The sequence below is a fragment of the Chroococcidiopsis sp. CCNUC1 genome (assembly GCF_023546805.1).
Lineage (GTDB): Bacteria > Cyanobacteriota > Cyanobacteriia > Cyanobacteriales > Chroococcidiopsidaceae > Chroococcidiopsis > Chroococcidiopsis thermalis.
On record NZ_CP097480.1, the window covers coordinates 5,456,980 to 5,469,958 of the forward strand.

Below are 12,979 nucleotides of genomic sequence, written 5' to 3' on the forward strand. Positions count from 1 at the left end.
CGATCGCATACAACTTTGAAGTAGAATCAAACTCATAATTCGTCCAAGATAGTTACTATATTTTTTCGCATTCCAAATCACTCAAGCGATCGGCATCTATTGCAGTCAGTAGTGTTCTAGCGCGATCGGTTTTCTTTAAAATGGCATATCCATTTCTGAGAAAAAGATTTTGAGCAACTATGGTATAGCCCGATTGTGCTAGCAATCTATGGAGTAAGTTGTGGTTAGATAAGGAGTTGATACTATCAATTACAACAAACTTAGCTCCATAAATCTCATCGACTTCAGCAGAGAAATCAAATTTAGGATTACCAACTAATACCATGTCAAAATAGTTAATCCGCTTTTCTTGTTTAATAGTTTTAATGGTATTCTTAGCAAGTTTTATAGCATTTGAACTTTCATTATTTTGATGTAAGGCATTCAATAAGAGTTGGCGATCGTTTTTATTTGACTTTTTTTGAAAAATAGCAAACCTTGAAGGTTTTTCCGTATCAAATGTATTTTCTCGATCGATTAAAACATTATAAAATTCAATTGAAGAGTCAGGTAAATATCGCCTTTGTAATTTTTGAAATTTTGTCGTAGGTAAATCGACACAAAATATTTTTATTTTATTCAGATTTTCTTGTATTCCTGCAAACAAAATCTCAGTTATTTTTAATTTAGTAAATGCACCGATCGCTAAAAACGTTTTGATGTTCTCCTCCTGTATCAGTTTTTTAATTACAGAGACAAACTCGTCATTTTGAAATCTTGATAAACGATAAGGTAGAAAATAGCCAAGCGACTTTTCTAAAACGTTTAATAATCGAACTATTTTCGGTCTTAACTTAAACTTTAGTTTTGATATCAGCCGTCTAGCAAATCGAAAATCAATATAATTTTGAGTAGGTAATAAATTATTACACTTTCTCAGTTTCAGTCTAAAAAAGAGATTCAATGAATTATTAAAAATACATCTGAGCTTCAACGATTCTTCTTTAAAAAATCGCTCTTTTGAACCAGGTACATTATTCAGTTTTGCTGCAAAAGTCAACTGCTGGCAAGCTGTTAGCATGGTACAAACATTAGTAACCCAGTCGCTAAAACTCCACTTCGGTAATTGGTGAACGCTAATTCGATAGTTTGACAAATTATTGTCAGGTATGGCAATTTGTTTCTCTGAATTATTTAAAACCTCAATCGCCCAACGCACGCGATCTAGTTCGGGATGGTTAAGGGAAGGAAACTGATTAACACGTTCTGTTGCCTCGCTTAGCTTTCCTTGGCAAAGGAGGATAATAATCAGGTAAGCCCACTCTACTGGATCGGGTTCTGAAGCTTTGTTTAAAATTAGTATGCATTCAATTGGTTGTAGAATCCACGAGAGTGCCTGCTGAGCATTTCCTTTATAAAGGCTACATATTGCCAGACGTAATTTTGGCTCAGGTAGCATTTGGATTAAAGAATTTAGGCAGCACAAATATAGAGATTCTGCTTCATCATATTGACCCGTCCAGAGCTTTTCATCTCCTTGGTATAAAAGAATTTTATCTAATGTGTTACTAATAATCTGAGCATTTTTGATTCCTGAATTTTCCTCTACAAGAGTCAGCGAACCGAAGGGATTATTTTGAACGATCTTTTGACCAGGCTTAATTATTTTATTTAGATTAAACCATTGAAAGATTTGATCTCGCTGTTTGAAGGTATGGTGAGAGTGAACTAGTTGATAGCCTGCATTAGTAATTCTTTCAAGTTCTTCTAGGTTTTGAAATAGGTAATCAATTTTATCTAACACATTAGTTTCGTCAGCAAAGACACAATTTTGCATATCGACGAAACCAGCAGCTTCTAAAGCTGGAGTTTTTTCTGTAATTAGACAAGATTTACATGCGGGAATTTCAAAATGTTTGCGCACAACCTCTTTAACTATTGTGCCGCAAGCTGGTACAAACCAAGAGGCATTGATCGTGCGTGCGTACTGCTGACCGTAAAGCATTCGGAATGCTGTTTTCTCTTCATATCCAAAGTGCGGACTGATCAAGGATGGATAAGCTTGAGATACAACCTTCAAAATTTGTTGTCGCCAAGGATAAAAAGAACTGTTACTGCCTGTAAAAAGCACTGGTATAGTTTTAGGACATTCATAGTCTCGATATAAATTGGGGTCGATAAAATTAGACCATGTAAATATGCGATCGCCAAGTTCGGGCATATACTCAGCAGAACGTACAGATAGACTGAATAATGTTTGTATACCCCAATTATCTATATCAGAAATAAAAGCGGATCGAGCCTCACAAAAACAATCTGCATGATAAAAACCCAATTTAGGTATTTCTGGATAAACAGAAGTATTTTGAATATTTAGACGAGTATATCCCCAAGCCGATATGCCAATTTCAAAAAGCGTAACTTCCGGTTGATACCGATCGCAAATTTCTTGGTAGTCGCAGTCTTCATTAATTACAGTGACATCAAAGAATTCAGCTAAACAATTAACTTGTTGTTGATAGTGCAACCGCACAAATTTAGCTATATGTTCGTATCTTCTTTGAAAATATACGAGTTTCGGTTTATTTGCTAACTCGGTAATAGCATTCATTAAAAGTGTCTCTCTAAAATTTTTTTAGGCGATCGCGCTACCTTGATACAGCTAAAATATCAACTGTCAAGCACCAATTCTAAGTTTTGAGAGCGATCGCGCACGTCACCGATGATACGCGCAGGTACTCCGGCTACAATTGCATAGTTAGGAACATCACGAGTTACTACTGCACCAGCTCCAACTATCGCTTTTTCTCCAATAGTTACGCCTGGTAGAATAGTGGCATTACTGCCAACAGAAGCACGGCATTTTACTAAAGTCTTGACTACACTCCAATCAGCTTCAGTTTGCAAGCTTCCATCTTCATTTGTGGCTTGCGGATAAAGGTCATTAGTAAACATGACTCCATGACCGATAAACACCTCATCTTCGATCGCAACACCTTCACAGAGAAAACTGTGAGATGAAATTTTACACCGACTCCCTATAACAGTATTTTTCTGAATCTCTACAAAAGTACCAATTTTAGTATCGTCACCAATTGTGCAACCATAAAGATTCACAAGTTGAGGATGAAAAATACTCACATTTTTGCCAAACTTTACATCATCTTTGACTGGCATTTCTTATCTACCTATCGCTCTCAATATAGAATCAATTCTTTTCCACACTGTGCCAAACTGCTTCTTCTAAATACATGCACTCATGAGATTGCCATTGACACTCTTCCCGTTCAATACCGTGCATAGTGACTTCAAAAGGACAAATATTAGAGATATTTTCTAATACGGTATTGCTACGAATTTCAGACAACCATGTAGTTATAGTATACGAACCCATGTATAACTTAAACTTTGGGATTTCACATCGCACAATAAAATCTCCTGGCTCTCGGCGAAAAGGAGCTTTAGCATCGTAAAACCAGAAAATACAAATAGATTGTTGCAACTCATTAACTACATTAAAAGAGAACCACAAAGTTTCATGGGGTTGAGTTATATGTATGGCAAACTCAAAAGTAATAGGTTTACCCCAGCAGTGAATTCCTTGTTCTTCAGAAGTATGCACCCGCGCCCAGGCTATATAGTTGTTTGTTTTGTTTGCAGAAGCTTGGTAATAAGGAAGTTTTTCAGAGTCATTTTTTTGCTCAGATAGATATAACCGTACTGCTTTATCGCTGTGACCGTCAAATTGAATATTTCCTTGGGAAAGTAGTATGCAACGCTTAGTTAGTTGGGCAATAGCTTGCATACTATGGCTGACGAATAAAACTGTGCGTCCTTCTTTATTTGACACATCGCCCATCTTCCCCAAACATTTCTTTTGAAATGCTGAATCGCCTACTGCTAAAACTTCATCCACAATCAAAATTTCTGGTTCCAAGTGAGCAGCAACAGAGAAAGCAAGGCGAACGTACATTCCAGAAGAATAACGCTTGACAGGAGTATCTAAAAACTTTTCAATTTCAGCAAAGGCAACAATTTCATCAAACTTTTTCTTAATCTCGGCTCTACTCATGCCTAAAATAGAACCGTTGAGATAAATATTTTCTCGTCCAGTTAGTTCGGGGTGAAATCCCGTTCCTACTTCTAGCAAGCTTGCTACTCGCCCTTTAGCAATTATATTTCCTCTAGTAGGTTCAGTAATACGACTCAAAAGTTTTAATAGTGTCGATTTTCCTGCACCATTGCGTCCGATGACACCAATAGCCTCACCTTGTTTAATCTCAAAAGAAACGTCTTTTAATGCCCAAAATTCTTCGCGAGTTGGATTATAAGTGCGGCGATCGCGAGGTTTTAAAAAGCGACTTTGAAAAGCTTTAGCTTGCTCGGTCAGCGTATCTCTGAGTGTGGTGTAACGTTCTTGCTTTTGATGACCGAGAATGTATTTCTTGCTTAGATTTTCGACGCGAATTACTGAATCTGACATACTTTAAAATTCTGACTTAAATTACGTCTGCAAACGATCGCTCTACCTTGCGAAAATACCAAATGCTACTAGCAAATAGTAAAACGACTAATCCGACAGACAACATGAATCCTTGCCAATAGAGTTGAGTTTCTCCACCAAGAATTGCCCAACGAAAACCATCAATAACACCCACCATTGGGTTAAGTGAATAAACCAAACGCCATTGTTCGGGTACGATACTGCTACTAAATCCAACCGGAGAAATATACAAACCGAACTGAACGATGAACGGCACGATAAAGCGAAAATCGCGGTATTTAACATTCAATGCTGATAGCCATAATCCGCCGCCGATAGCAGCGACAAAAGCGATCGCCATAAATAATGGCAGTGTTAAAATTCGCCAGGAAGGAATAAAGTTATACCATGCCATCAGACCTAACAAAATCATGCCTGAAACTAGAAAATCTACAAAACTGACAACAACTGCACTAGCAGGCACAATTAAACGGGGGAAGTAAACCTTGGAAATCAAATTAGCATTAGAAATAAGACTATTGCTACATTCTGCAAGAGCGCTAGCAAAAAATTGCCAAGGTAACATAGCTGCAAACACCATAATTGGATATGGTGCGCCCTCAGCAGGTAGTTTTGCGAGTTTGCCAAATACGACTGTAAAGACAATCATGGTTAAAAATGGGCGTACTAATGCCCACGCAATACCAATCGCAGTCTGCTTGTAACGCACTAAAATGTCTCGCCAAGCCAAAAAGTAAAATAACTCGCGGTAGCGCCATAAATCTTTCCAGTACTGGTGTTCTGTTCTACCAGCTGCAATAATTAATTCAGATTGACCGTGGTTTGTCACAAGTAGTCAGAGTAATTACTTAGTAAATGTTTAATGTAAGCTTGTATGAAAGGCAGGCTAGAAGCCTACCCATAAACGATTGATGTTCTTTTCGATCGCAACTTCTGAAGTTGTTCTCTAAAAAACTAGGGGCGGGCATTAGCTTTTGGAGAATTAGCTTTCGTCAAAGCTTCTGCTAGTTGTAATAGGGCTGCTTTTACCGCTTGCAATTGTGGCGCAGCAACTTGCAAAAAGTTTCCATTCCCACTATTAACTAAAGCGTTGTAGGCTTCTATAGCCCCTACTAATTTACCTGGAGAAATGACATTTCCAGCAGTTAGCCCTTGCAAACTTTTGACAAACCCTGCCGCTAATTTTGAATCTGCGCCTGCCGCAACTAAAGTGTTTTGGAATTGAGTGACAGCCAAGGTAGGATTTCCAGTTTCAGTCAGTATGCTTGCTAGTGCTTGCTGCGTCTCTTGGGGAATACCAGCGATCGCTCCTTTTGCCAGTAAACCGTTAAGCGCAGCAGCAGCCCGATCGATCGCAACTTGAGCAGCAGGATTAAAACCGCCATTCCTCCCAGGAACAAAAGCACCACTAACAATATCACCAGTAGTGATAATAAAGCCCGTGACATCTGACTGGTTGTTCTTCTGAGCTAGAGCGGGTAACGAACCAACTAGCAGAAACGACCCTAAAGCTAAACTAATACAGAGCTGGCGTTGAACATTCATTATTTTGATTCCCTTCGTCACGACTTAAAAACGACCGACATAACCGACACCAAGAACAAATCGGACACCATCACCAGCATTGCCAGTGACATCGGCAAGAGATGGAGTAATGACTATAGGTAGACTTCGGAAAGGTACGACAGATACACCTAAGTTCAGATCTTGACCCGTCCAGTCTGCGATGAGGGAAAGTTGTTCAGTTGCTTGCAAGCCCATGCTGCCAAAAACATTAACCGTATCGTTACCATCTTCTACGTCCTCTTCGGAACGGAAGCGACCACCACCTAGACCTACTGAGGTCGTAATCTTACTAAAAGGCTTTGCTGCATCCTCTGTGAGACTGAAAACTTTACTGACTACGCCGTAAAGACTGCTACCACCGTCAGTCTCGCCCCAAATAATTGCATTTTCTACCCCAACTGCAATTCCAAAGTTTGCTGGTAGGAGGCGATGTAGTTTGAAACTAATAGTCCCATCCCCGAAAGTATTTCCATACAGATCGACAGTTGTAGCCGCAATTTCTAGACCGACAGCTCTACTTGCATCGCCTAAACCAAATCCAAATGAAGCCGCTCCATCTGATTTGCTAGTATCGCGCGCTCTACCTTGAAAGCTCGTACCGAAGAAGGCACTACCCCAACCCGCACCAAATGCCGTGGGCGAACCAACACTCGATCCGCCACCTGGTACTGACGGTCTGATCAAAGCTGTTAACGGTGTCGCTTCGATGCGATACTGCTGACGCAGTTTTGCGACTTGCTCGGGTGTCAGTGGCTGTGGTTCTGGTGCGGATGCTGCTGGAGTTGCTGGCTGCAAACCAACGATATATTCAGATGCCGGATCTTCAGCTCTCAGTTGCGGCATTTCACCCTGGCTAGCTAAAGCTTGGTAGATAAATGCTGCGACATCTGCACGGGTTGCCGTTTGATTTGGACGCAATACATCTTTACTGGGATAGTTTACGACCAAGCGATTTGCTGTTGCCGCTGTTACTGGACTACGGGCAAAGTCGGGAATTTCTGCTGCGTCTTGATATGAAGTATCGAGCAGGGTGGAAGATTCTGCTTTTGCAGTCAAGTTCAGTCCGTTGGCTAGAGCTACCAACACTTGGACGCGGGGAATGTTTTGCTCCGGTAAAAAAGTGTTGTTGGGATATCCAGCCAGAAAACCTGTTTGGTAAGCTGTCTGAATTACATCCTTTGCCCAGTAATATTCCGGTACATCTACGAAAGCGATCGCGTTGCGGTTAGATTGTTGTGGAAATGCTTTACTGACAATTGCGGCAAACTGAGCGCGAGTTACTGGTTCGTCTGGGCGAAAACTACCATCGGGAAAACCTTGAATAATACCTCGCGAGACTAATCCGGCAATAAAGCTCTGCGCCCAGCTACCCTGAATATCATTTAAAGTCGATGCTTGCGCTAAATCGGAGGCTTTAAACTTTTGATTATGCAACACCTGTTCTAATGCAGTTGCCCTATTTTGCTGCACTGCCATAGCGCGATCGCCTAACTGTTTTTGGGCGATTGGTCTAGGATTGGCATTGGCTTTGTAGCTCAACTCGCAACAAGCAAGAGTCGCTAAGAGAATAGTGGTTGTAGCAGCTTTAATAATACACATTACAAGTAGCTCAATGACCTAGAGAAAGTTACCAACTTCAAGACAGACGTATCCGCAGGAATTACCTTGAGTTAGTAACTCCTCACACACCTTTGAGGCATAATTTACTGATGAAATGAGCCTAATTTTTCAGATAAGTTGTCTATCTAGAAGAAGTTAAAAGTTAGCCTGAACTAACTCAACTTCAAACGAAGTTTAGCCGCCTTTTTCCGTATCCCCATGCGTGGTTTCACGGAATTAACTTTTGGTTTACGGAGCGATCGCAGTTACTATCAGTAGATCCACAGGATGAGCTTCATATATACGTAGGGGCGTACAACATCTATTGCACGCCCCTACATACGTAAGTGAAGAATAACTTTTCTGCGTGCCTCCTACCTGCTTCAGCGATTGTAAGGTTTTACGCTACTCCAACAGCAATACAGTTCAGATAAGAAGATCCCCCCAACCCCCTTAACAAGGGGGCTAGGGGGATATTTGAGGATCGAGCGCTTTTAACTAAACCGTATTGACTCCAACAACGCCGCAGCGATTCAAATTCAGTAATCATTTCAAATCCAGCTTTGACGTAATCTTGTCCCGTCCATTTTGCAGCTCGTACTAACCCTCGTTGTACCAACGTTTGTCGCAAAATTGGGTCATCGTAGAGTGACTTAATCGCCAAAGCAACCTGCCGTTCGTCTCGCTGATCGACTAGTAAAGCGGCATTTCCCAGCTGCTCTAAAGCACCTGACACGTTAGCAGCCACAACCGGACAACCTAAAGCAAATGCTTCCAAAGGAGGTATGTTATCAGGTCCGCAAAAAGACATGAAAGCTAGAGCAAATGCATGGCGATACAGGGGAACTATATCAGCTTGCGGTACAAACCCTAAAAAGTGAACTTGGCTCGATAAGTCGAGATCGGCAACAACTTGCTGAATATATTGCTTGTTGCCCTTTTCCGAACCAACAAATACTACGGGAAAAATTAAATTGTATTGCGATCGCAGCCATTTAACCGCCATCAACAAGGCAACATGGTTTTTGTGCGCCCAAAACTGTGCGGGATAAAATAGGTAATTTTCCGGTATATTGTACTTTTCTAGTATGTAGCGATCGTCGTTATGCGGAGCATTTAACGCCCATTCAGGTGTGGGAAAAGGCAAGATCTTAATTCGGTCAGATGGCACTTGATAAAATCGTTCGACTTCGGCTCTACCTGCCTCTGTACCAGTCACGATAATGGAAGCACATCTCAGTACTTTTGCGTAAAACTGTTCTCGCTCGTCCCATTGTCCTTGGGTACTGAGTTCAGGAAAGCACGGCTGTACGCGATGTTGTAGATCCCAAAGTGTAGTAATGTAAGGAATTTCGACTGTGCGAGTACTTGGTTCTAAATACCAAACTAGATCGACTTCTTTACCCAATATCGCGACTAAAATTACGTCTTTAAATACGCTGTTAAGTTCGAGTAGGTTTTTTGATTGCCGTAGTCTTTTAAATAGTTCTTTGATAAGTTTTAGCGGTTGAGACAGTAATAGTTTTTTGACGCTGTGATGCAGCGATCTATATTCAATATGTTGTCCTAATAAAGGTGCTTGAGATAATTTTTTGTCCCAGCTATATACAATAAAAGTATGACCGCTTGTCCCACCAAATTCAGCGATCGCTCGAAATACTTCGTTTTCAAACGTAAAGCCTCCCCCAATTTGAGGAGTAAAATTTGATAAAAAAATTCCAACCCTCATTTAATCTCCTATAACGCAAGAAATGCTGTAAATGAAAATCAAATATAGGGTAGGCAATGCCCACCCTACTATCTAATTAATTTGGCAAAAATTATGGCGATCGCAAAATTTCTTTGACGACCTCGACGACTCGTTCCATCTGTTCGTCAGTTAAAGCTATACCACTAGGAATGTAGAAGCCGCGCCGAGCGATATTTTCTGATACTGGATGCGACTCTTTAGCAAACAATCCCATTTTGTGGAAAACAGGTTGTTCGTGCATAGACCAAAAGAAGGGACGGCTACCAACTTGATGATGGTGCAAGCGCCTCATTGCCTCTTTAGCATCAAATGGAATTTCATCTTTTAGGACTAATGCATAGACCCAGTAAATATTATCGGCGTAGTCAGTCTGGGGGATTGGCAATTGTAAGCCAGGTAGATCTGACAATAGCTCGGTGTAACGTTGTCCCATTCGGCGTTTACGGGCAATGAATTCGTCTAATCTTTCTAGCTGCGCTACACCCAAAGCAGCTTGAATGTTACTCATCCGCAGGTTCCAGCCGAGTTCTTCATGGATGAAACGCTGCTGGGGTTGAAAACATAGATTTCGTAGAGAACAACAACGTTCAGCTAGGCGATCGTCATCGGTGAGAATCATCCCACCTTCGCCTGTAGTAATGTGTTTGTTCGGATAAAAACTAACGGTACTAATATTACCAAAACTACCGCAGGGACGATTTTTATAAGTTTGTCCGTGCATCTCGGCTGCATCTTCGATAATTTGCAACTTATACTTTGCCGCTAAAGCAAGTATTGGCTCCATATCTACAGGTAATCCATAAATATGAACCACCATGATTGCTTTGGTTTTGGGTGTGATTTTAGCCTCAATCTGGCTCACATCCATATTCCAGGTATGAGAATCGCAATCTACAACAACGGGTATAGCACCAGCACGAACAATTGCTGCCGCGCAGGAAATAATCGTGAAAGTAGGTAGAATGACTTCATCACCCGCACCAATACCTAGTGCTAATACAGCAGCGTCCAAAGCTACGGAGCCATTACTAACAGCAATGCCATATTTACGTCCTACTCTTGCCGCAAATTGTTCTTCAAATTGTTTAATAAATGGTCCTTCTGAAGAAATCCAACCAGTATCAATACATTGATTCAGATACTTTTTTTCATTACCATCTAATAGTGGTTCGTTGACAGGAATATAATCAAGCATATGTTTGTCATTCGTCATTTGTCATTTGTTACTGATTATTAACAAGGAGTAAGCGATCGTCAGCTAGCTGAGCTTGTTCTGTTTGAATTCCGACAAATCGAGTTTTATCTAGATCGCCTACGTAGGGTCCTTGTTTGACTTCAAACATTTCGATTTCTTCTAATACTTCAAAGCCATGCCCACCTGCAATTAAAAGAATCACGTCGCCTGCTTCGAGGATATAACTTTCTAAATATTGCTGAGACTCATTATAAAAATCTACTCGTAGTTTACCTTTTTTGATCAAAAGTACTTCTTGGGTATACTGCACTTCCCGTTTGACTGGATTGTGGACGTGAGGCGGAATAATTTTTCCAACAGGATGACGCATATAAGCTAATTGCTGAGAAAAATCACCTGGAGTAAAAAAATGAATTCCAGGTGCTTGAAATTTATGAGAAACAATCATCGCTATTAATATATTTTCGGACTTAATTTCTCGGATCATACTGCTGTTCTAAATAAAATATATGGTTGATATAATTGCGATCGCGCTCAGCTATAGCAATGTCATTTGTAATGCACGCAACTCACGCTGCTGTGAAGATAGTCAAAGATAGCCATCGACCGTCTAGCACGATCGCGAAATCTGCCTGAAGTCAACACAAATTGCTATGTATATTTGAAAAATTCCCATGCCAAAGCGATCGCTTGCATGAAGAGATAGTTTTTCCAGTAGATACCCTTAATTCAGTTGATGTAAGGTATTGTTTGTACTAAGTAATAATAGTTACTCTGCCGCAGCTTAGAGCTGCATACAATCTAACCAAATAATTTCATACAAGTAAAATTACAGAAATACGTTTCTTTTAGGTGCTGTCACTTACCGTATATTTAGTTCGATCTTGTCACCGAAGCATAGAGTATTTTCTGTTTCCTCGCATCGGAATGAATGTTTAACTTATGTGTAAATCTTATCACGCTCAACTAGCGAATGTCATCCTCGCTGACATAATTGATACTATATTAGATTTTAAGTAATTAGCCATAACTATACCGAACGAGCGAGAAAACTCAACGATATACATCTATCACCAACTACCAACTACTAACTACCAATTACCAATTACCATTTAACAAATCAAGATTCTGCTGTACTATTTGTTGAACTTTGAGCGTAACAGTATTCACAGTGTTAGCACGATCGCGTTGATATTCGGTAAAGAAATCTTTAAGATTAATCGGCTCTCCAATTTTAATTCTGGCGTGACGATATCCTTTAGCTGGGGGTTTATCGATATCAAATACTTCTCGTTCTAGACGAGTGAGAGTGTCTAAAAATCTTTCTGGTGTAGGATTTTCAGCTACGTAGCCATCGTAAATCGCATCAAAGTTTAACAAGCGTTTAATTGATTTTTCAATTAAACTATATTTGTTAGCGCGATCGCCTGTTGCAGTTTCGGTTTCTGCTGTTGCTTCTGACTCTAGTGTGTCTACTTGAGTTTTTAGTACATATTCAACTCTATAGGTTCGTTCTCGCACTGGTTCTTTAGGATTAGAAGAAATGCCTAGCTGTTGTTCGCAGGATTCTAAAATATGCATCCGTAGCAGAGAAATGCGATCGTTCCAGGTTAGTTCGTCTTTAGTAGGTGAATAAATCTCATATTCTCGTTCCATACGGACTAAAACATGTTGTGCGATCGCTTGCAGGCGATCGTAATCTTTGAGACTAGATTCTATACTTAATGCTTGTTCTAAACGGTTGAGAGTTTGCCGAATAACTCTCTGCATATCTTGTGTATAGCGGTATTTAATACTAACTGGTAGAGTATATAGATCGGGTATTTCTCCTTGCTTAGCTAGCTTACTCATAGCCTGAAAAGCAATTTGGATAGCACCAGCACGGAAAGGCATAACCGTATCGTTTTGAAAAGAGCATCCTCCTTCTGGAAATATGACTAAACGACAATTCGGTTGAATTAATATGTCTATTGTTTTTGCAATACTGGGGCGATCGACTAAACCACGCCGGATAGAATAGACTCCTAATCTTTGAAAAATCCCAGTCATAAATCCTTGAAATAATTCATATGCTGATAAGTAGTAAAATTTTTGGTTTACCTTACCAGAAAGAGCAAAGATTGCAATTGGATCTTGAAATGTGGGATGATTTGGCAATAAAAGTAATCTTCGCTCGTTTAAAGCCTGAATTTTTTCGATGGATTCGCGATCGATACGTAATTCAAATTGAAAAAAATATGGGATAACAACTGGAGCAATAACTTGAGCAAAGTTAATCAAACAAGTATTAGGTAAAGGAGGATAAAAGTAATTTTTCATTTTTTACTGCAATGAATTTAGCGATTCATTTCCGTATATTTAATTGTATATATATTTAAAATCAAAA

10 protein-coding genes are annotated in these 12,979 nt (G+C 40.0%); all 10 read right to left on the reverse strand.

The annotated features are described in order from the left end of the window. Positions 1–55: 55 nt before the first annotated feature. The 10 genes from M5J74_RS25165 to M5J74_RS25210 all read right to left on the reverse strand — a co-directional run bounded on the left by M5J74_RS25165 (position 56) and on the right by M5J74_RS25210 (position 12,912). Positions 56–2,590, reverse strand: a complete 2,535-nt coding sequence (locus tag M5J74_RS25165; protein ID WP_250013930.1) for a glycosyltransferase — start codon at positions 2,588–2,590, stop codon at positions 56–58. Between the two features lie 59 nt (positions 2,591–2,649). Then, on the reverse strand, positions 2,650–3,156 hold the full coding sequence (locus M5J74_RS25170; protein WP_106216786.1) for an acyltransferase: 507 nt from the start codon (positions 3,154–3,156) through the stop codon (positions 2,650–2,652). Between the two features lie 31 nt (positions 3,157–3,187). Then, positions 3,188–4,462, reverse strand: coding sequence for a polysaccharide ABC transporter ATP-binding protein (locus tag M5J74_RS25175; protein ID WP_250013932.1), 1,275 nt, complete (start codon positions 4,460–4,462; stop codon positions 3,188–3,190). Between the two features lie 16 nt (positions 4,463–4,478). Continuing rightward, positions 4,479–5,312 carry an ABC transporter permease gene (locus M5J74_RS25180; RefSeq protein WP_015156745.1) on the reverse strand — a complete coding sequence of 278 codons (834 nt, stop codon included), beginning with the start codon at positions 5,310–5,312 and terminating at the stop codon, positions 4,479–4,481. A 125-nt stretch (positions 5,313–5,437) separates the two neighbouring features. Then, positions 5,438–6,028 (reverse strand): hypothetical protein, encoded by a 591-nt coding sequence (locus M5J74_RS25185; RefSeq protein ID WP_015156746.1) that lies wholly within the window; start codon positions 6,026–6,028, stop codon positions 5,438–5,440. Between the two features lie 24 nt (positions 6,029–6,052). Continuing rightward, entirely contained in the window at positions 6,053–7,648 is a 1,596-nt protein-coding gene (locus tag M5J74_RS25190; RefSeq protein ID WP_015156747.1) for an S-layer homology domain-containing protein, read from the reverse strand. Positions 7,649–8,048: 400 nt separating this feature from the next. Then, positions 8,049–9,377 (reverse strand): glycosyltransferase family 1 protein, encoded by a 1,329-nt coding sequence (locus tag M5J74_RS25195; protein WP_250013935.1) that lies wholly within the window; start codon positions 9,375–9,377, stop codon positions 8,049–8,051. Positions 9,378–9,468: 91 nt separating this feature from the next. Next, entirely contained in the window at positions 9,469–10,593 is a 1,125-nt protein-coding gene (locus tag M5J74_RS25200) for a DegT/DnrJ/EryC1/StrS family aminotransferase (protein WP_371934084.1), read from the reverse strand. Positions 10,594–10,621: 28 nt separating this feature from the next. After that, the gene (locus M5J74_RS25205) at positions 10,622–11,080 is read right to left on the reverse strand and encodes a hypothetical protein (RefSeq protein WP_015156750.1); all 459 of its coding nucleotides are present in this window, start codon (positions 11,078–11,080) and stop codon (positions 10,622–10,624) included. A 611-nt stretch (positions 11,081–11,691) separates the two neighbouring features. Then, positions 11,692–12,912 carry a 1-acyl-sn-glycerol-3-phosphate acyltransferase gene (locus M5J74_RS25210; protein WP_250013941.1) on the reverse strand — a complete coding sequence of 407 codons (1,221 nt, stop codon included), beginning with the start codon at positions 12,910–12,912 and terminating at the stop codon, positions 11,692–11,694. Positions 12,913–12,979 lie beyond the last annotated feature (67 nt).

Coding starts and splice junctions, on each gene's coding strand:
- M5J74_RS25170 (WP_106216786.1), bottom strand. CDS start 3,156: ATGCCAGTCAAAGATGATGTAAAGTTTGGCAAAAATGTGAGTATTTTT.
- M5J74_RS25165 (WP_250013930.1), bottom strand. CDS start 2,590: ATGAATGCTATTACCGAGTTAGCAAATAAACCGAAACTCGTATATTTT.
- M5J74_RS25185 (WP_015156746.1), bottom strand. CDS start 6,028: ATGAATGTTCAACGCCAGCTCTGTATTAGTTTAGCTTTAGGGTCGTTT.
- M5J74_RS25195 (WP_250013935.1), bottom strand. CDS start 9,377: ATGAGGGTTGGAATTTTTTTATCAAATTTTACTCCTCAAATTGGGGGA.
- M5J74_RS25210 (WP_250013941.1), bottom strand. CDS start 12,912: ATGAAAAATTACTTTTATCCTCCTTTACCTAATACTTGTTTGATTAAC.
- M5J74_RS25200 (WP_371934084.1), bottom strand. CDS start 10,593: ATGCTTGATTATATTCCTGTCAACGAACCACTATTAGATGGTAATGAA.
- M5J74_RS25190 (WP_015156747.1), bottom strand. CDS start 7,648: ATGTGTATTATTAAAGCTGCTACAACCACTATTCTCTTAGCGACTCTT.
- M5J74_RS25175 (WP_250013932.1), bottom strand. CDS start 4,462: ATGTCAGATTCAGTAATTCGCGTCGAAAATCTAAGCAAGAAATACATT.
- M5J74_RS25205 (WP_015156750.1), bottom strand. CDS start 11,080: ATGATCCGAGAAATTAAGTCCGAAAATATATTAATAGCGATGATTGTT.